The sequence below is a fragment of the Rhizobium acidisoli genome, from assembly GCF_002531755.2.
GTDB classification, from domain to species: Bacteria; Pseudomonadota; Alphaproteobacteria; order Rhizobiales; family Rhizobiaceae; genus Rhizobium; species Rhizobium acidisoli.
This window is the reverse complement of record NZ_CP035002.1, coordinates 508,224-526,094: the sequence shown is the minus strand read 5'-3', so window position 1 is coordinate 526,094 and position 17,871 is coordinate 508,224. Positions and strand designations below refer to the sequence as shown.

Genomic DNA, 17,871 nt, shown 5'->3' with positions numbered 1-17,871 from the left:
CCCTATTCGGCCGCCGCTATTGCCGGGCTTGCTTCAGGAAAGAAGGCTGCCAACTCGCCGATCACTTCGCTGATGCGGTTCGAGAGCGCCTCCGATGAAACCGCATAATCCGCAAAATCGCGGTCGGACGCATAAACCGCCGTCGGCAGCGTATGGGCCATGAAAAAACCGAACAGCGGCCGAAGCTGATGCTCGACCATCAACGCGTGCCGGTCCCCGCCGCCCGTCGCCGTGATGATGATCGGCTTGCCCCGAAGTTCCTGCGGGTCGATCAGATCGATCAGATGTTTGAACAAACCGGGATAAGAGCCCTTGTAAGTCGGCGAGCCGATGATCAAGGCATCGGCCTTGACGATCTCGTCGACGACACGCCTGGCCTGATCATCGAGATCCTTGCGCCACAAGGCGTTGCCCAGCGACGGGCCGAGATCATGCAGATCATAGGTCTTGCTGGTAAAGCCGTATCGGAGGCTGGCGCGGTCGGCCACATGCCGGACGAGCGCCAGTGTCTTCGATGGACGATTGAAGCTGCCGGCAATGCCGACGAGTTTGAAACCTGACATGGGTTTTCCTCTCTGTTGCTTCAAATATTGTCTATAAAATTACTGGATTAAAGGAATGCGCATCTCTCCTTCCGCGCTCAGTTGAAAAAAACGTTCACCCCCACTTTCGCACGCATAAGCTGCACGGAGATCCTGCAATCAGACGGCCGTCCTCCGTATTTACGACCCTGCCATACTCTGCAAAACCCGCAGCGATGGTCTGCCTCGGCCACTCCAGAGAACGTCTTTGCGTGCATAAAAATGCCCCCCCCGCAAATGGCTTTGCCGCAAGCCTGAGCATTATTGGTATAAGATTTCCGGTTCGGCGTGACGATTGGATGACGCGCCCTGCCCTTTCCTCTGCGAGAAATATAGCTTTCTTATAGATTTTAGCGGGAGCTTTTCATGCCAATGCAGACGGCGGATGTCATCGACTTTCAGGCTTACCGGCAAGCGCGCTGCAAACATGCGCCTGACGCTGCGAAGGTTGCCGCGCCGGTCTCGTTTGCGATGCAGCCGGTTCTGATGTGGGTGCCCTATTGGGGTTTCGTCCCGGTCATGGCAATGGGCATTGCCGGACATGGCGTCTGATCAAGTGCTTCTTGCCGACGGCGAAGCAAGAGATACCGCCGACGAGATCACGGTTCAGACAGGCCAGAATTTGCGGCGCATTCGCACCCGCCGCGGTTACTCCCTGGACAGGCTGGCAAAGATCGCGGGTGTCAGCCGTGCAATGCTCGGCCAGATCGAAACGGGCAAAAGCAGCCCGACATTGAGCATCCTTTCGAAGATCGCGCTTGCTCTCGGTATTCCCTGCGCCGCGCTGATCGCCGAGCGCGGCGAAACCCCGATCATTGCCGTACCCAGGGCAAAATCGAAAATCCTCGCCTCGTCCGAGGGGCGCTTCCAGACACGGGCTCTTTTCCCCTTCGAAGGCGAGAGAAAGGTGGAATTCTACGAGCTCAGGATTGCGCCGCACCACACCGAAAATGCCGATGCCCATCAGCATGGGACGGTCGAAAATCTGGTCGTCGCCCAAGGCACTGTCGAAATCATCGCCGGCAAGCAGCCGCTGCATATCCTCGGTGAAGGCGACGCCATCGTCTTCGACGCGGACGTTCCTCATGTCTATCGCAACATGACGGGCACGGAAGCGATCCTCTACCTGGTGACAACCTATCTCGAAGACGTTCGCGTCTGACGCAAAAAAGCCCCCGTCTCCGGAGGCTTTCGGTCGTTGCTTGGAACAGTGGATGGCTCAGGCAGCCATCATGCAGCACATCATCATGCCGCCGCAGTTCATCATCACCGGCATGCCGCCGGACATCATGGACATCATGCGCTTGCAGGATTCCATGAACATGTCCTTGTCCATGCCTTCCATCGGCTTCATCTCGCAGGCCATGCCTTCGGCGGTCATGGTGCACTTCATCGAGCCCATCATCATCATCATGGGCATCGATGCCATCATCGGCATCATCGCGCCGTTCATCATGGGCATGCCGCCCATCATTGGCATCATTCCACCCATCATTGGGTTCATCATGGAGGGCATCATGTTGTTCATCATCGGCATCATGTTCATGGCGGGGTTCATCGTCTCTCTCCGATTAATACAGCGGCGTTTCGTGTTTCGATGAAGCGGGAGATAAAAGAACCAATTGCGCTAAACAATGTAAAAAAATCTTCTCATATCTTTTCCTCCAATAGAATGGAACGGTTTCGATAAGAGTATGCAATCTTGCCAAGATAACGGAACTTCCTCCGCCATAGCAGCCGAAGCGCCGCGACGCCCGTAGGCCGCGGCCCGCTATGAATGCCGGGGATGGGTGGGATCGTCGTGCGGCTTCAGGAAAAACCGGCGTGCGATATCCCAATAACCATCATAGACAAGCCCGCCATTCGAACGCACGAGCATTTCACGCTCGTGGCGATAGACCGTCGGAAGGCGATACCAGGAGATGCCCGGGCGACGATGGTGGAGAACATGCAGATTGTTGTATAGGAACAGCAAGCCGAAGAGATGGCTGTTTTCGACGATCGCGGTGCGCTCCTCGTGGTTTTCGGCATATCTGTGCTCGGCATAGGATCTCAGCCGCGTCATCGCCGCGCCGGCATAGACGAAACCGAGATAAAGCCATAGCGGCAGATCGCAGACGATCACCACCCAGAGCAGGACGACGGCCACGCCGATTCCGTGCGTCGCCCATATAAGCCGTCTTCCTGGTTCGTTCGCCCGCACCAGCCGCCATTCCTGTCCAAGGAAGCTTAGGAGCATCACGGCAGGACCGATGGTCAACCGGCCGAGAAGAGTCGTATTCCACCGCGCCAGCAGCCTGCCGGCAGCACCAAGCTGTTCCCAGGCGGCCTTAGTGACATAGGAGGATTCCGGATCCTCGATCGGGTCGGTAAGATATTCGTCGCGATGATGCTCCAGATGACCTTCCTTGTAGATTGGATAAGGCAACCAGAGCGACAGCGGTAACGAGCCGATCGCGTCATTTATCGCTTGGCTTCCTGTCGGATGGCCGTGAATGACCTCGTGCTGAAGGGATCCATGCCAGGCAATCAGCCAACCTCCTGCAAGCACGGCCACGATGAGCGGCAATGATTGCCACCACCAGGTCAGCGCCAGAAATCCGCCATGGATGACGATTGCGAGAATGACGGTCGGCCATTCCGTCGAACGCGACGGAGTGGCGGCGCCCTGTGACGTTCTGTCGAGCATGCGTGCGGTTTCCCCTTCAACCACACCAATTTACCGAACGGCACCGGCAGCAGGGAATAAATACTACCTATTTTATAGACTAATCTGAAAAAATCCGTCTCAAACGGCGCTTTCCGATGATCGACAAAGCACGGCCTGCCTCACCCGAGCTCAAGGCCTGTCGCCGCGAAGATGTCGCTCGAGGAAGGGCAGATTGTCCTGTCCCCAGTAGGTCTCGCCGTCATGGACATAGGTGGGAAAACCGAAAACGCCGCTGTCGCGCGCGTGCACCCGGTCTGCCGACCACTTGTTCTGGACGTCGTCGTCGGCTTGCCGCCTGAGCAGTGCCGCGCCGTCGAAACCTGCCGATGTGACGATCGCCTCGCGCACATCGGGTTTGCCGATATCCCTCGCCTCGCTCCAGAAGGCATGCTGCAAGGCCCTGCTGACGCCGGTCCAATCCTGCCCGTCGAGATAGGCGGCGATCACGAAAAGGGAGGCCGGCGTCGGATCGCTCAGCTCAGGGCGATGTTCGAGCCGCAATTCCTTCCCGCGCACGCGCGCCCAACGCTTGAGGTCGCGCGTCCAATAGGCGCGCCGGATCTCCGGACGGTTGCGCGAGAAGATACCGCCATTTTCCTCGACCACCGTCGTCAGATAGGGCGTGACGACGACGTCGTTCTTGGCCGCCAGTTCAATGAAGGCGTCGAAGCCGATGTAAGACCAGGGCGATCCAATCGAAAAAAAGTATTCTACCGTTTTGGTCACTGATGAATGTTCCTCGTGGGATGATGCTTCTGGCGTCGACTCGACGACTGCTTTTTCAGGAAGCGGCCCGAATTTGGGGCTGGGCTTTCCATCCGAGTTCGGGTGCGATTGATGTCACGAAGTCGTGGAGGATCTGGCGGTATTCCTCGTGCTCGAACTCGTAGGGAAGCTCCAGCCTCAACTCGCCGACCTCCGGCAGGATCGGATCGGCAAAAAGCTGCGCCAAGATCTCGTCCGCCGTGCCGACAACATCGCGCGCGAACAAGGTGCGCCGCTCGCCTTGCGGCGAAAGTGTGCGCCCATGGCGGCCCTCCGCATAATCGCGGTAACGGCGGCGCGTTGCCTTGTCGGCGCTGTCGAAAGGCACGATGACGCGGCCGAGCGCAACACGGCGCCCGGTACCGGCGGCACGATGGGTTTCGATCAGCCTGGATTGGGCCACGAAGAAATCGTCCGTCCCCTCCCCCGTTATCACATTGCCCGTCAACAGATTGAAGCCATTGCGGCCGGCCCATCCGGCCGAGCGCTGCGAGCCGCCGCCGTACCAGATCCGGTCGATCAGACCCTTGGCGTAGGGCTGCAGGCGCGGCCGCTGCGGGCCGAAGGGCGTCCTGATGAAAGTCTGCTCGTCGCCCAGATAGGTGCCGCGCAAATTGTCGGCAAAGCGCAGCACGCGATCATGCGAGAAATCGTAGCCGGTCCAATCGCCGTCGAAGACCCGCGGGGCAATCAATTCGGCATGCAGCGGCCGGCCGGCGCTGACGCCGATATTCAGCCGGCCGCGCGCGAGAACATCGACCGTGGCGAGGTCTTCGGCCAGCCGATAGGGGCTCTCGTAGCCGATCGGAATGACCGCCGTTCCGAGTTCGATCCGGCTGGTGCGCTGTGTGGCCGCCGCCAGGAAGGCGCTCGCCGAAGAGATCCCCGGCTCAAGATGGCGCTGGCGGACCCAGGCGCTATCGAAGCCCAGCGCCTCGCCATATTGCAGCTGCTGGAGCGTCTGTTCCAATCCCGACAACGGATCGTCGTCGGGATAATTGCCGGGGGTGAGAAAGCCGATATGGCTGATCGATATGTTGCGGCCGCTCATGTCGTCCCTTCCATTCCTGCCATGCGATGATCAGTATTTCGGCAGGCCGGGCGGATTGGTCTCGGATGCCGGCAAGGCTTCCTCGGACAAATGCCAGTGATCGAGGATCTTCGCGTAGCTGCCGTCCTTGATCAGGCCGTTGGTGGCGACGGTCAGCGCCTCGGCGAGGCCGCTTCCCTTGCGGGTGGTGATCGCAACGTCGGAACGATCGGGCCAGCCGGCGCTGAGCGTACCGACACGCTTGATGTTCTTGTCGCGCGCAGCGATGAAGACGAGCTGTGCATGCGGCTGGACGATGACATCGGCGCGACCGGAACGCAGCGCGAGGAGGCTTGCCGCCTCGTCATCGTAATATTGCAGCTCGATCGGCTTCAGGCCGGCGGCGACATCCTGGTCGCTCCACTTCACCAGGATGCGCTCCTGGTTGGTTCCGGCCCCGACGATGATCCTCAGACCCGCCGCATCCTTCGGCTGCTTGATTGAGGCGATGGGGCTATCGGATTTCACGAAGAAACCGTGCAGGCCCTGACGGTAAGTGGAGAAATCGAACTTCTCCTTGCGCTGTTCGGTGACCCCGACATTGGAGATGACGGCATCATACTTGCCGGAAGCGAGGCCGAGCGGCCAGTCGATCCAGGCCACAGGCACAATCTCCAGCGTCAGGCCGAGGCTGTCGGCGATGGCGTAGGCATAATCCGGATCCGCCCCGACCACGGTCTTTGCGTCGGTGGCATAGGTCGCAAGCGGCGGACCGCCCGGACTGACAGCGATGGTGAACTTGCCCGGCGTGACGAACTTGAATTCCCCAGGGATCGCAGCGATTGCCGCCTCGTTTCTGGCGGCATGCAGCCTGCCCGGCTGCTGCGGGCTCAGGTCGAAATCGTCGGCCGCACGAGTTGCGCCGAAGGAAAGGCCGGACGCCATAGCGGCGATCAGCAGGGTCCGCAATGCCGCAAAGGCAATCATCGTCTTCAATCTCCAAATTAGTGCATGTCGCCCGGAAGTGTGCAGCGGTTCCTGGACAACGACATGCATCAAAACAAAGGGTTAAAGCGCGTCGCATGAATCAGATTTGACGCGATGCGCTTTAGCAGGCGGGCATGGCCGGCAGGAATGCTGCCGGCCGCATAAGGTCAGGAGCCGCTCTTCGGCAGGCCGGGCGGGTTGGTCTGCGCCTTGTCGATCGCCTCAGGACCGAGATTCCATGCATCGAGAATTTTCCGATAGGCGCCGCTGGCGATCAGGTCGTTGACGACATCGGTCAGGGGAGCGGCCAGACCGCTGTCTTTGCGGGTGGTGACCGCAATCTCGGCGGTGATCGGCCAACCGCCGCTGACGGTGCCGACGAGCTTGGTCTTGCCATTGATGCCCGCCGCATAGGCCTGCGTCGCGTTGACGCTGAAGACGGCGTCGGCTCTGCCGGACTGGACGGCGAGATCCTTGACCGCGTCGTCGTCATAATATTGCACCTCGATCGGCTTGAGGCCGGCCGCGACGTTCTGCCGGTCCCATTCCAGCAGGATCTTCTCCTGGTTGGTGCCGGCATCGGTGATGACCTTCAGGCCGGCAATATCCCTCGGCTGCTTGAGCGCCGTGATCGGGCTGTCGGCCTTGACGTAGAAGCCGAGCTCATCCTTGCGGTAGGTCGAGAAATCGAATTTCTGCTTGCGCTCTTCCGTGACAGTAACGTTCGAGATCACCGCATCGAACTTACCCGATGTCAGCCCGAGCGGCCAGTCGGCCCAGGCAACGGAGACCAGATTGAGCTTCAGGCCGAGGCTGTCGGCAATGGCTTGCGCCAGATCGACGTCGTAACCGATGACGGTCTTGGAATCGGAGGCATAATCATGCAGCGGCAGGTTGCCGCTCGAGCTGATGCCGACGGTGAAGACGCCGTTTTCGACGAACTTGAAGCCTTTGACCTCGTCAATGCGCTTCTCGTTCTTTTCCACCCGTAGCCGGTTCGGCTGCTCGGGGCTGAGATCGAATTTCTGCTGCGCCTGAGCGGAACCGAAACCGATCGCGCCAATGGTGACGGCTCCGGCTATGAGAAGCCTTACTCTATCTGTAAATGCCATGCCCCTTCTCCATTTCATCTTAAGATTGTGCTTATCGTTATTCGACCGGAGCAGCCCGTCGCGGCCCGGCATTTCACCAGCGCTGTCTGGCGCTAGAGAACCTTGGCGAGGAATTCCCGCGTGCGGGGATGTTCCGCTTGGGTGAAAATCCGGGCAGGCGGGCCGGCCTCGAGGATCCGGCCGCTTTCCATGAAGACGACGGTATCGGCGACTTCGCGGGCAAAGCCGATTTCATGGGTGACGATGACGAGCGTCGTGCCGGTGCGGGCCAGTTCCTTGATGACGTCGAGCACTTCGCCGACCAGCTCCGGATCGAGTGCGGAAGTCGGCTCATCGAAGAGCAGCACCTTGGGACGGAGCGCTAAGGCCCGGGCGATCGCCACACGCTGCTGCTGCCCGCCGGAAAGCTGGCGTGGATAGGCGTTGATCTTGTCGCTGAGGCCGATGCGGGCCAGCAGCTCCTGCGCCAGCTGGACGGCATCCTCGCGGCTGACGCCGCGCACCTGGATCGGCGCTTCAATGAGGTTTTCGAGCACGGTCAGATGTGGGAAGAGATTGAAGCTCTGGAAGACCATGCCGATATCCGCGCGGCGCTGCAGGATCTCTTTTTCCTTGAGCTCATAGAGCGTGTCGCCCTTCCTGCTGTAGCCGACAAAATCGCCGTCGACCGAGATGAAGCCCTCGTCGACGCGCTCCAGATGGTTGATGGCGCGGAGAAGCGTCGACTTGCCGGAGCCGGACGGACCAAGGATGGCGGTCACACTGCCGGCCGGCAGGCTGAGCTCGACCTTATCGAGCACCTTCAGGGAGCCGAAGCTCTTCGAAATGCCCTGGATGCGCACCGCACCGCCTGCCGCCCGCAAAGCTGCCGCATCCCGGAAGCCGACCTTGCGCACAGTCTCGGTCGCCGTCTCCCGCACCGGGAGCGGCCGGCGGAAGCGCGCGAAAAACGCCTGGAAGGGCAGCGGTGTCGGATTGCGCACCGCACCTTTGGAGAAGTAGCGCTCGATATAATGCTGAGCAATCGACAACACCGTCATGATGATCAGATACCAGACGGTCGCGACCATCAGCAGCGGAATGACTTCGAGATTGCGGCGATAGATCACCTGCACCGTGTAGAAGAGTTCCGGCAGCGCCAGCACGTAGACCATCGAGGTGCTCTTCGCCAATCCGATCAGTTCGTTGAAGCCGGTCGGCAGAATCGAGCGCATCGCCTGCGGCAGCACGATGCGGAAAGCCTGGCGGCGGCGCGCCAGGCCGAGTGCGGCGGCGGCTTCCAGCTGCCCATGATCCACCGAAAGAATGCCGCCGCGGACGATCTCGGCGAAGAAGGCCGATTGGTTGAGCGTCAGGCCGAGGAAAGCGGCGGCAAAAGGCGTCAGCAGCTGCACTGTGGGATAGTCGATGAACACCGTATCAGTGAAGGGAATGCCGATCTTGATCGTTTCGTAGAGATAGCCGAGATTGTTCAATATCAACAGCAGCACGATGACCGGGATCGAGCGCAACAGCCAGATATAGCCCCAGGAAAGACCTGACAGCAGCGGCGACCTGGAGACGCGGGCAAGCGCCAGCGCCGTTCCGAGAATGGAACCGGATATGGCGGCAAGCACGGTCAGCAGCAGCGTCCTGCCGAGGCCGACGAGCACCGGCTCGGCGAAGAACCATTCGGCAAAGACGCCCCAACCCCAGCGCGGATTGGTGAAGGTCGAATAGAGCACGGCGATGATGACGACGACGGCAAAGATCGTGCCGGCCAGACGGCCGGGATGGCGCGCCGGCACGATGCGGTAACGGGAATGATCCTGCTTCGATTCGGCCGTCCTGCTGCCGGTGTCGATACCGCCGAAATCCGTCGTCAGTGCCATTGTGCTTCCCTTTTATGATTGTCGGTCTTTGCCGTTTTCAATGATTTGCGCCGGCCACGCGCAGGCGCGGTTCCGCCGCCACGTCGTCAAGAGCAGGCTCGGCCAAATGGCTGATATCCTTCTCGAAGGGCAGGCTCTTGTAGATCTCGGGATCGGCTAAGGTGTCGAAGAGAGCGGTGTAACCGTCATTCAGATAGAGGCCGACGGCCTCCGGCTGGCGGAAACCGGTCGTGAGGTAAATGCGGGTATAACCCTGGCGGGCCGCCTGGATCTCCAGCTCCACCAGCACCTTGCGGGCAAGCCCCTGGCGGCGCAGGTCGGAACGCGTCCAGATGCGTTTGAACTCGGCGGTGCGCTCGTCGTAATGTTTGAAGGCGCCGCCGCCGATGGTTTCTCCATTGCGGATCAGCAACAGAAAATTGCCGTAAGGCGGGGCAAAGGCTTCGGGGGGATAGCGATTGAGTTCGGCCGCAGCCCCTTCGGCATTGAAATAGGTGCCGTAGCGGCTGTCATATTCGTGGATCAACTCATCGATCAGCGGCTTGGCGCGGGGATCGAGAGGGCTCGTATAGAGAAACGTATCGCTCATATCGTTCGTCACCCGTTGTCATCAATGAGGAAGGTTTCGGCGAGCCGCACCCAATAGCGGGCGGCGGGTGCAATGATCGCGTCGTTGAAATTGTAGTGGGCGCTGTGGAGTGGCGCGCTGTCGCCATTGCCGACGAAGAGGTAGCTACCGGAATTGGCCTGCAGCATGAAGGCAAAATCCTCGCTCGCGGTTCTCGGCCGGAAATCCTTTTCGATCGCCGCAAGGCCAAGTGCGTCATAGGCGACGTCACGGGCAAATGCCGTCTCTTTGGCGTGATTGACCAAGGCCGGAAAACCGAGGCGGTAATTCACCTCCGCCGCTGCACCGAAGCTTTCGGCCTGGGCGCGCGCGAGGGCTGGAATACGTTCCTGCAGCAGATGGCGAACCGTCTCGCTGAAGGCCCGCATGGTGAGCTTCATCTCGACGCTCTCGGGGATGACGTTCGAGGCGGAGCCGGCATGGATCGAGCCGACCGTGACGACCGCCATGTCCTGCGGATCGACATTGCGCGAGACGACGCTTTGCAGGGCGGTGATGAAGGAGGCGGAAGCGAGCACCGGATCGACGGCGCGGTGCGGCTCGGCGCCATGCCCGCCCTTGCCGACGATTTTGACGACCGCCTGATCGACCGAGGCCATGGCCGGGCCGGCGACGAAACCGAATTGCCCCGTCGGCACACCCGGCCAGTTGTGCAGACCGAAGACCGCATCGACGGGAAACCGTTCGAACAGGCCTTCCGAGATCATCTTGCGGGCACCGGCGCCGATTTCCTCGGCGGGCTGAAAGATCAGCCTCAACGTGCCGCTGAAATGACCGCTCTCTGCGAGATAGCGGGCAGCCGCCAGCAGGATGGCGGTATGGCCGTCATGACCGCAGGCATGCATGACGCCGGGATTGCTGCTGGCATAGGCAAGTCCGGTCGCCTCCTCGATCGGCAGGGCATCCAAGTCGGCGCGAATGCCGATCCGCTTCTTACCGTCACCGCGTCTCAAGGTGGCGACGATGCCGGTGCCGGCGATGCCCGTCACCACCTCGTAGCCCCAGGAGGACAGGCGGGATGCCACGAGCTTGCTGGTCCTCAGCTCCTGAAAGGCAAGCTCCGGATATTGATGCAGGTCGTGGCGAAGCGCGATGATCTCGTCGAGATAGGCGGCGATGCCCTTTTCGACCGGATCGTTGCTGCGGGGGTTTTGAGCGATGACATCCATGGCGGTTCGCCGGCGCCTCAGGCGCCGACAGCCTTTCCGGGCTCGAGCTGATCGGCACTGGCCGCATACCGGCTTTCGCGGAAGGGCAGGCCGAGGTGGTCGCGCAGCGTCTCGCCCTTCAGGACGGGATCGAAATACCCCCGCTCGGTCAGGACCGGCAGGACGTGTTCGGCAAAATCGTCGAAGCCCTCGGCGATGACGGGGAAACCGAGGATGAAGCCGTCGGCGGCGCCGTTGTCCACCCAGCGAATGATCTCGTCGGCGATATGCTCCGCCGTGCCGATAAAGGCGGTGCGTGGCGTGGCGACATCGAGCGCGATTTCGCGCAGCGTCAGGCCCTTTTCGCGCGCCGTCCTCTTGATGCGGTCGGTGGTCGCGCGGAAGCTGTTCTTGCCGATCTCGCCGAGATCCGGAAAAGCCCCGTCCAGGGGGTAGCTGCTGAAATCGTGATGGTCGAAGAAACGGCCGAGATAGGCGAGCGCCTCCTCGATGGTGACGAGATTGCGGATCGCCTGATATTTGGCTTCCGCTTCCTCGGCCGTCTTGCCGACGATCGGGCCGATGCCGGGATAGATGCCGACCTCCGCCGCCGGGCGCCCATGCGCAATCACGCTGTCCTTCAGCTGCCGATAGAAGGCCTGCGCCTCCTCCAACGGTCCGCCGTTGGTAAAGACGGCATCGGCATGTTTGCCGGCAAGCCTGATGCCGGAGTCCGAAGCGCCGGCCTGGAAGACCACTGGTTGCCCCTGCTTCGAACGGCCGATGTTGAGCGGCCCTTCTATGCGGAAAAAGCGGCCCTTGTGGTTGAGGCGGTGCATCTTGGTCTTGTCGGCATAGACGCCGGTTTCGCGATTGCGCACGAAGGCGTCATCGTCCCAGGAGTCCCAGAGGCCTTTGATCGCCTCGATATAGTCCTCGGCGATCTCGTAGCGCAGTTCGTGCTCGGGATGTTCGCGGCTGTAATTGCGCCCCGAGCCCTCGAGCGGCGAGGTCACGGCATTCCACCCTGCCCTGCCGCCGCTGATGAGATCGATCGAGGCGAACTGGCGGGCGATGGTGAAGGGATCGCTGTAGGAGGTCGAGACTGTGCCGACGAGGCCGATTTTCGAGGTCGAGCCGGCAAGCGCCGAGAGAATGGCGATCGGCTCGAACCGGTTGAGGAAATGCGGGATCGACTGCTCGTTGATATAGAGCCCGTCGGCGACGAAGGCAAAAGCGATGCCGGCCGCCTCGGCCTTGCGCGCCGTGTTGACGAAGAAGTCGAAATTGACGCTGGCATCGACCGGTCCGCTTGGATGTTTCCAGGCATTCATGTGACCGCCGGGACCCTGCAGCATGATGCCGAACGTGACGTGTTTCTGAGCCATGGGATCGATCTCCTTGAAAACCGTCAGGCGACGAGAGAAAGCCGCTCCTCAGCGAGCAGCTCGATGGAGGCCAGGCGCTCGGCGACCGAAAGCGCCGGTGTGTCGAGCACGAACTCCTTGACGCCGTAGAGACGGTGAAGCTCGTCCAATTCCTTGCGGATCTGCTTTGCCGTGCCGTGCAGCACGCTCGGCACCTTCTCCTCGATACGGTAATCGGTGACGCCGGCCTGGCGGGCAAATTCGGCTGCCTGCTCCTCGCTGCCGACATTGACGGTCTGGCCATTCGGCAGGAACACCTTGACGATGCGCAGTCTGCCGACGCGTTCGCGGGCATAATCCTCGCTTTCGGCGGCAAAGGCGGCGAGCGCCAGGATCGGTCGTTTGCCGCCGGATGCCCGCTCATAGGCCGCAAAGGTCCTGCGCAGATTGTCGGGATCGCCGTTCAGGTGACCGGCAAAGACCAGCTCCCAGCCCTTCTCGGCCGCCAATTCGGCGCTTTCGACGCTGGCGCCGAGCAGAAAACGATCGGGCGCCGTCGGCGGGAAAGGGGTCGCCTGCGCACCGTCATAATTCGGGTCGGCGGCGAGATAGGTGTTGAGATCGGAAAGCTGGCTTGCAAAATCCGGCTTCCTGGACGGATCGACGGCAAGCTGCAGGGCCCGCGTCGACAACGGAAACCCGCCCGGCGCCTTGCCGACACCCAGATCGACGCGGCCGGGCGCAAGCGATGCCAAAAGGTTGAAGGTCTCGGCAACCTTGTAGGCGCTGTAATGCTGCAGCATGACGCCGCCGGAGCCGATCCGGATCTTCGAGGTTTTGGCAAGAAGATAGGCGATTAGCGCCTCCGGCGCGGAGCTCGCCAGATTGGACATGTTGTGATGCTCGGCCACCCAGAAGCGGTGATAACCGAGTTCCTCGGCGCGGGCGGCAATCTTGACCGTCGCCCGCAACGCATCCGCGGCGGTCAAACCCTGTTCAATAGGGCTTTTGTCGAGAAGGCTGAGGAGATAGGTCATGAGATCACGATCCGATCGCTGGTTGCAAATCTTAGTCTATAAAATCAGTAGACAAACTTCATTATAAGAAATGGCATTCTCTTTCGTGAGAGTTGCGTGAAAAAAAGCGACCGCGCATGAAAGGGAAATTGGAGGCTCGAGTTGCACCCGGCGGTGTTCGAAAAGCTTCTTCAATCGACCATTTGCTGATCTATATTCTGGTTGAAAGGGAGCAACCGCATGACGCTGTCAGAACAGGTGAAGCCATCAGCTATCTCAAGGCGCATCAGGAGACCCTGGCGCTTTTGAAAGTGCTGGCGCTGACCAACCGGCAAGTCGAGGAGGGCAAGCTGCGCCCTGCTGCTCAATGCTTCGCACGCATCCGCAAACGTCTGGCCGACAGCCAATTCTGATGCCGTACCCTGTTCTTTCGCCGAGAATGCGGAACACGACATCGAGGATCTCTATCGTTTCATCGCTCGTCGCGACCGCGCCGAAACAGCTGAATTCCCCGCCCGGGGACATATCCCGAAAGAGCTCACGAGTATCGGCATGACCGAATATCGGGAGTTGCACCACAAGCCCTGGCGCATGATCTATCGCATCATTGGCACCAAGGTCGTCGTTTATTGCGTCGTCGATGGACGCCGCGACATGCAGGCCTTCCTGGAGCGAAGGCTGATCCGCTGATCATTCGACATATCGACCTTCAGCGTCTCCCAGCCCTGCCCCTTATCCAGCTTTTTGGCCGGCCGGCGCGTTTACCCGCAGGAGCGCCATGAGCATCGGGCCGATCGCGAACTCTCCCTTTTCGCTTCGCCTCGTCAGGTCGCGGAGATAACCACCGGCCGAATTGATATGGCCGCCGCGTTCCAGGATGCATGCCATCACCGTCGCGGCATTTTCGGGCCCCATTGCATTTGCAGCCTCCTCGTAGGCTGACGGACTGACGCCGAGCATCGATCGAACGGTCACGGCCGCGGCCATCAGGTCGCGCCAGTTGCGAATTTCGCCATTCGCCCCGTAGGCGAGAATTTCAGGGCAGGCCTGCAGAACCAGGCCGAGCGGGAAGGATTTCAGCCCGCCGGCATGATCGCGCGCCCCGGACCGTCGACCTTGCCTCTCCTCCTGCCTAGTCGGATGGGCCATTTCACCCCTCCCCTCTTCCAGCGTCACGGCCCCTCGCCCATTGTCTTGCTCCGGCGTCGCGCCCTGCTTCGTGTCGAAGCTTGGTTCAAGTTCAGAGATGGATTCGGGGTTTGAATTCTGTATGTGACGCTCGATATAATCGGCATTGCCGCGCTGTTTTGTGGATTTCATTCGCATTTCCAGCTGCTTAAGGATCTCTGTCCGAAGCGCGGTCAACTCGTCCAGCAAAAGTTCGAGCTGTGCGGTCGTCGGCGACCGGGGCACTCCCTCGACCAGATCCCGAAATTCCAGGTACAGGCCCTGCCAATCCCCTTGAACGTCTTCTTCGACGGCGGCCTCGATCAGCTTGGCGATATCGCGGCGGCAAAGCGTGATGCGTTCGCGCAGCCGCTGGACATGCAGGCGCTCGGCCATCACTTCGGCCGCCAGCTGTTCGATCTCCTCGGCGCGGGCAAGCAGCGGCGCCAGCGAGAAGCCGAAGGCCTCATTGACTTCCCCTGCCCTGTCCCTGCGGACATACCGCTTGCCGTTGGGGCTGTCCTTGCGCAGCAGAAGCCCTGCATCAACGAGTGCCGCAAGGTGGCGCCGGACAGTCTGTTCGGCCATGCCATGCGTCCTCAGCGAAAGCTGGATATTCGACGGGAAGACGATCAAGCCGTTTTCCTGCGCCAGCTCGTTCTTCGGATAAAAGCTCAAGAGCGCGTTGAGCACGGCAAGCGCCCGATCGCTGATGCCAAGCAGCGGCTTTGCTTCGCACAGCGCACGAAACAGTTTCCATTTGTCGACCGACTGATCAGGCTTGATCTCACCTGCCATAACCTGGCTTGCGAGCATGCCAAGCGTCATCGACCGCCGCCCGAAGGGCGTCGTTATACTTCCGGTTTCCATCTCTTCCACCTCAACGAGGCAAAAAAATCCGCTCACCAAAACGGCGCCAAAAACTCTTGACAGCGATTCTCGGAAGTGCGATTCTCGGAGGTGTTCAAGACTACGAGGAAAGCTTCCGTGACGGTGACGTTCGGGGGCTTTTTTCTTTTGCGCGTTATCTCCTATCCGAATTGTCAGCTGACAATCGGTCTAACTGCCTCATTTTCCCACATTTTCCTCTTCGAACTCGGCGGCGAGGCCAACCAACCGCTGAGCCAGGAATTCTGAAAACGCCGCCGATTTGACGGTGATGCGAAAGGTCTTCCCGGAGCGGGTCACCGAAGCAAGCTGTGCGCCGCCTTGGGTCCGAAGCGTCTGCTCGTCCCGCTGGGGCGCGCTCTTTTCGTCAAGCGCCTTCCAGATGGCATCGAAGCGGCCATTGCTCTCCAACGCTTGGAAAGCTGCGGCGGCGATTGCGGCCCGCGCCTTCTTCTGCCCGCCGGCCTCCCTGAATTTCTCGGCAAAGGCCAACCAGCGCGGCCGCCCGACTTTGGGCGCCGGTCCGATGGCAAGAATGATCTCGGGATCGATCGTCTGCGCCACCTGCAGCAGTCTTGACGTTTCCGGCTTATCCGTCGCCAGGGCCTGGGCAATCATGTCGCGGTTGAAGCCATGTTCATCCATGCGTCGGGCAAACAGTGCCCGTTCGATGAAGCTCAAATCGACCCGCGGACCGTTTTCCTGACCCTGTGCGAGGATCAGTTCTTCATCCGTAAGCTTGCGCACCACAGCCTTGATCGGAACTCCAATCTCCGCTGCCGCGCGCAGCCGCCTGTGGCCGTAGGCGGCCTGGTAATGCCCGGCCTTTTCAGGATCCGGCCGCACCAGGATCGGAACCTGCTGCCCGCTTTCCTGGATCGACTGCTTCAGCCGCTCGAACTCGGGATCCTGGTCGACGGGGATACGGTCGCGGATAAAGGACATTTCGACGGCAGCCGGATCGATCTCCAGCACCTTGTCACCGGAGGCGAGCGATTCGCGCAGCGCCTTGGCGGCCGCCGCTTCCTCACCCAGTCGCCCGAGCGACAGATTCATCGCCTTAACCGCGCCCGAGGGCCGATGCGGCGGCGGCGCGCTCTGCGCATCCGGCCGTGCCGGCTCCACGGCGCCGACCATGCTTTTCAGGATATCGCGACCTTTTGGGCTCATGTCCTGCTCCATGCACTGCGAATGAGTTGCTCGACTTCGGCATTGACGTTGTCGACGGATTCGACGCCGCGATCATAGGTCTGGCGATGCATCGTCTCGCGCCCCGCCTCGTAGATCGTCTGCTTGGACAGGCCCGCATCCGAAACCGCCGTCGACTTGACCATCATCGAGGTCAGCACGCGCTCTCCGAACAGGCTGCGCAGAAAGGCGACGATCTGCGCCTGGGGACCATCATTGGCCTCATAACGGGTGACGAGATAGCGCATCCAGTCGTAAGCTAGATTGCCGCCAGCCTCCTTGACCACGGACAGAAGGTCGGAGGTCATCGTCAGGAACTGGTTCATCGAGGCAACGTCGAGCATCTGCGGATGAACGGTAATGAGCACGGCGGTGGCGGCGCAGAGAGCAGACAGCGTCAGGAAGCCGAGGGTAGGCGGGCAATCGATGATGACGACGTCGTAACTCTCTTCCAGCGAATGCAGCGCATTGCCGACCCGCATGAAGAACATGTCCTTGTCGTCGCGGTTGGTGTCGGCCAGCGCCTTTGGGGTATCGTGCTCGAACTCGTGCAGTTCGAGATTGCCGGGGATGAGATCAAGGCCAGGGAAATAGGTCTGGCGGACGATGTCGGCGACGTCGCGGCGCGTCTCGTCATATTTGATGGCACCATAGAGCGTCTCGTTTTCACCGACGTCGAATTCCGGCTGGTAGCCGAGCATCGCCGACATCGATGCCTGCGGGTCGAGATCGACGGCAAGCACGCGATAGCCGCGAAGCGCCAGGAACTGCGCCAGATGGATGGATGTCGTCGTCTTGCCGGAGCCGCCTTTGAAATTGGTGACGGCGATCACCTGGAGATGGTCGCCCGGCCGGCGCATCGGCAGATAAGAGGGTTTGGTGCGCCCGAGATGCTGGCGCATCGCATGGATTTCCTCAAGCGAGAACACCCGCCGTCCGGACGCCGTCTTTTCGGGATTGATGGTTTCCACCTGGGCGGCGAGGTGGCGGACATAGCTGTCGGTGACGCCGAGCAGTTTGGCGGCCTCGGTGCTGCTAAAGCGCCGCAGCGATTTGCGAGCGTCGGGCGAAAACAATCGCTCGAACAACACCTGGAGCTGGCTGCTGAGCATTGTCGAGTCCTGGGCAATCGTCTCGTCGATCGAGACCTGACTCGCTCTCTTAGCTTTCTCAACAATCGCGGCCTTGGTCGGCATTCACGCAAATCCTGATAAATCGGGTAATTTTGCGCAAATGATCGTGAGTCTGGCAGTGGCGTCAAGCGATTTCTTGGTTAGCGAATGGATAACAAACCGGATTCGACAAAAAAATCATGTGCAATTCCGGAATCTTAGCGCTGTTGTCAGCTGACAACAGCGGCCGTCTCACATCCGCCGGAAGCCAGGCTTTAAAATATCGCGACATACTCGATGC

The 17,871-nt window shown here is 60.6% G+C and carries 18 protein-coding genes and 1 pseudogene; 5 read left to right on the top strand and 14 right to left on the bottom strand.

Going from position 1 to position 17,871, the window contains the following annotated elements:
• Positions 1-2 precede the first annotated feature (2 nt).
• Positions 3-563 carry an FMN reductase gene (gene msuE, locus CO657_RS34885; RefSeq protein WP_054185147.1) on the bottom strand — a complete coding sequence of 187 codons (561 nt, stop codon included), beginning with the start codon at positions 561-563 and terminating at the stop codon, positions 3-5.
• A gap of 384 nt (positions 564-947) precedes the next feature.
• Between msuE and CO657_RS34880 the strand changes: the two genes are divergently transcribed.
• Genes CO657_RS34880 through CO657_RS34870 form a run of 3 tightly spaced genes read left to right on the top strand, consistent with a single transcriptional unit; the run spans position 948 to position 2,182 of the window.
• Positions 948-1,133 carry a hypothetical protein gene (locus CO657_RS34880; protein WP_003591577.1) on the top strand — a complete coding sequence of 62 codons (186 nt, stop codon included), beginning with the start codon at positions 948-950 and terminating at the stop codon, positions 1,131-1,133.
• The gene (locus tag CO657_RS34875) at positions 1,123-1,743 is read left to right on the top strand and encodes a helix-turn-helix domain-containing protein (RefSeq protein WP_003591576.1); all 621 of its coding nucleotides are present in this window, start codon (positions 1,123-1,125) and stop codon (positions 1,741-1,743) included. The genes CO657_RS34880 and CO657_RS34875 overlap by 11 nt, the downstream gene beginning before the upstream one ends.
• 52 nt (positions 1,744-1,795) lie before the next feature.
• Positions 1,796-2,182, top strand: coding sequence for a hypothetical protein (locus tag CO657_RS34870; RefSeq protein ID WP_054185146.1), 387 nt, complete (start codon positions 1,796-1,798; stop codon positions 2,180-2,182).
• Between the two features lie 170 nt (positions 2,183-2,352).
• Here CO657_RS34870 and CO657_RS34865 read toward each other — a convergent pair whose 3' ends face one another.
• From CO657_RS34865 to CO657_RS34820, 10 genes are all read right to left on the bottom strand, one after another.
• Positions 2,353-3,270, bottom strand: coding sequence for a fatty acid desaturase (locus CO657_RS34865; protein ID WP_054185145.1), 918 nt, complete (start codon positions 3,268-3,270; stop codon positions 2,353-2,355).
• A 150-nt stretch (positions 3,271-3,420) separates the two neighbouring features.
• On the bottom strand, positions 3,421-4,017 hold the full coding sequence (locus CO657_RS34860; RefSeq protein ID WP_054185144.1) for a 2-hydroxychromene-2-carboxylate isomerase: 597 nt from the start codon (positions 4,015-4,017) through the stop codon (positions 3,421-3,423).
• A gap of 55 nt (positions 4,018-4,072) precedes the next feature.
• Complete coding sequence (locus CO657_RS34855; protein ID WP_054185143.1) at positions 4,073-5,107, bottom strand: LLM class flavin-dependent oxidoreductase; 1,035 nt, start codon at positions 5,105-5,107, stop codon at positions 4,073-4,075.
• A gap of 30 nt (positions 5,108-5,137) precedes the next feature.
• Positions 5,138-6,073, bottom strand: a complete 936-nt coding sequence (locus CO657_RS34850; RefSeq protein ID WP_054185142.1) for an ABC transporter substrate-binding protein — start codon at positions 6,071-6,073, stop codon at positions 5,138-5,140.
• 167 nt (positions 6,074-6,240) lie between these two features.
• Positions 6,241-7,185 (bottom strand): ABC transporter substrate-binding protein, encoded by a 945-nt coding sequence (locus CO657_RS34845; protein ID WP_054185141.1) that lies wholly within the window; start codon positions 7,183-7,185, stop codon positions 6,241-6,243.
• 92 nt (positions 7,186-7,277) lie between these two features.
• Positions 7,278-9,056 (bottom strand): amino acid ABC transporter permease/ATP-binding protein, encoded by a 1,779-nt coding sequence (locus CO657_RS38010; RefSeq protein WP_082366343.1) that lies wholly within the window; start codon positions 9,054-9,056, stop codon positions 7,278-7,280.
• Positions 9,057-9,093: 37 nt separating this feature from the next.
• Positions 9,094-9,645 (bottom strand): GNAT family N-acetyltransferase, encoded by a 552-nt coding sequence (locus CO657_RS34835; RefSeq protein ID WP_082366344.1) that lies wholly within the window; start codon positions 9,643-9,645, stop codon positions 9,094-9,096.
• Between the two features lie 8 nt (positions 9,646-9,653).
• Complete coding sequence (locus tag CO657_RS34830) at positions 9,654-10,853, bottom strand: M20 aminoacylase family protein (RefSeq protein WP_054185139.1); 1,200 nt, start codon at positions 10,851-10,853, stop codon at positions 9,654-9,656.
• Between the two features lie 17 nt (positions 10,854-10,870).
• Positions 10,871-12,220 carry an LLM class flavin-dependent oxidoreductase gene (locus tag CO657_RS34825; protein ID WP_054185138.1) on the bottom strand — a complete coding sequence of 450 codons (1,350 nt, stop codon included), beginning with the start codon at positions 12,218-12,220 and terminating at the stop codon, positions 10,871-10,873.
• A 23-nt stretch (positions 12,221-12,243) separates the two neighbouring features.
• Entirely contained in the window at positions 12,244-13,236 is a 993-nt protein-coding gene (locus CO657_RS34820) for an LLM class flavin-dependent oxidoreductase (protein WP_054185137.1), read from the bottom strand.
• A 116-nt stretch (positions 13,237-13,352) separates the two neighbouring features.
• Here CO657_RS34820 and CO657_RS38165 point away from each other — a divergent pair, with 116 nt between their 5' ends.
• Positions 13,353-13,628: a hypothetical protein gene (locus tag CO657_RS38165; RefSeq protein WP_063856455.1), complete on the top strand. Its 276-nt coding sequence runs from the start codon at positions 13,353-13,355 to the stop codon at positions 13,626-13,628.
• Positions 13,628-13,905 (top strand): annotated as a pseudogene (locus tag CO657_RS34810) (type II toxin-antitoxin system RelE/ParE family toxin). Before CO657_RS38165 ends, CO657_RS34810 begins: the two are co-directional and overlap by 1 nt.
• Positions 13,906-13,947: 42 nt before the next feature.
• On the opposite strand, the gene repC reads toward CO657_RS34810, so the two are convergent.
• The 3 genes from repC to repA form a co-directional block, all read right to left on the bottom strand.
• Positions 13,948-15,252 (bottom strand): plasmid replication protein RepC, encoded by a 1,305-nt coding sequence (gene repC, locus CO657_RS34805; RefSeq protein ID WP_054185135.1) that lies wholly within the window; start codon positions 15,250-15,252, stop codon positions 13,948-13,950.
• Positions 15,253-15,450: 198 nt separating this feature from the next.
• Positions 15,451-16,440: a plasmid partitioning protein RepB gene (gene repB, locus CO657_RS34800; protein ID WP_054185134.1), complete on the bottom strand. Its 990-nt coding sequence runs from the start codon at positions 16,438-16,440 to the stop codon at positions 15,451-15,453.
• Positions 16,437-17,654 carry a plasmid partitioning protein RepA gene (gene repA, locus CO657_RS34795; protein WP_054185133.1) on the bottom strand — a complete coding sequence of 406 codons (1,218 nt, stop codon included), beginning with the start codon at positions 17,652-17,654 and terminating at the stop codon, positions 16,437-16,439. The genes repB and repA overlap by 4 nt, the downstream gene beginning before the upstream one ends.
• Positions 17,655-17,871 lie beyond the last annotated feature (217 nt).

Excerpts from the sequence above, each read along its gene's own strand:
- msuE (WP_054185147.1), bottom strand. The coding sequence starts at position 563 with ATGTCAGGTTTCAAACTCGTCGGCATTGCCGGCAGCTTCAATCGTCCA.
- CO657_RS34880 (WP_003591577.1), top strand. The coding sequence starts at position 948 with ATGCCAATGCAGACGGCGGATGTCATCGACTTTCAGGCTTACCGGCAA.
- CO657_RS34875 (WP_003591576.1), top strand. The coding sequence starts at position 1,123 with ATGGCGTCTGATCAAGTGCTTCTTGCCGACGGCGAAGCAAGAGATACC.
- CO657_RS34870 (WP_054185146.1), top strand. The coding sequence starts at position 1,796 with ATGGCTCAGGCAGCCATCATGCAGCACATCATCATGCCGCCGCAGTTC.
- CO657_RS34865 (WP_054185145.1), bottom strand. The coding sequence starts at position 3,270 with ATGCTCGACAGAACGTCACAGGGCGCCGCCACTCCGTCGCGTTCGACG.
- CO657_RS34855 (WP_054185143.1), bottom strand. The coding sequence starts at position 5,107 with ATGAGCGGCCGCAACATATCGATCAGCCATATCGGCTTTCTCACCCCC.
- CO657_RS34850 (WP_054185142.1), bottom strand. The coding sequence starts at position 6,073 with ATGATTGCCTTTGCGGCATTGCGGACCCTGCTGATCGCCGCTATGGCG.
- CO657_RS34845 (WP_054185141.1), bottom strand. The coding sequence starts at position 7,185 with ATGGCATTTACAGATAGAGTAAGGCTTCTCATAGCCGGAGCCGTCACC.
- CO657_RS38010 (WP_082366343.1), bottom strand. The coding sequence starts at position 9,056 with ATGGCACTGACGACGGATTTCGGCGGTATCGACACCGGCAGCAGGACG.
- CO657_RS34835 (WP_082366344.1), bottom strand. The coding sequence starts at position 9,645 with ATGAGCGATACGTTTCTCTATACGAGCCCTCTCGATCCCCGCGCCAAG.
- CO657_RS34830 (WP_054185139.1), bottom strand. The coding sequence starts at position 10,853 with ATGGATGTCATCGCTCAAAACCCCCGCAGCAACGATCCGGTCGAAAAG.
- CO657_RS34825 (WP_054185138.1), bottom strand. The coding sequence starts at position 12,220 with ATGGCTCAGAAACACGTCACGTTCGGCATCATGCTGCAGGGTCCCGGC.
- CO657_RS34820 (WP_054185137.1), bottom strand. The coding sequence starts at position 13,236 with ATGACCTATCTCCTCAGCCTTCTCGACAAAAGCCCTATTGAACAGGGT.
- CO657_RS38165 (WP_063856455.1), top strand. The coding sequence starts at position 13,353 with ATGAAAGGGAAATTGGAGGCTCGAGTTGCACCCGGCGGTGTTCGAAAA.
- repC (WP_054185135.1), bottom strand. The coding sequence starts at position 15,252 with ATGGAAACCGGAAGTATAACGACGCCCTTCGGGCGGCGGTCGATGACG.
- repB (WP_054185134.1), bottom strand. The coding sequence starts at position 16,440 with ATGAGCCCAAAAGGTCGCGATATCCTGAAAAGCATGGTCGGCGCCGTG.
- repA (WP_054185133.1), bottom strand. The coding sequence starts at position 17,654 with ATGCCGACCAAGGCCGCGATTGTTGAGAAAGCTAAGAGAGCGAGTCAG.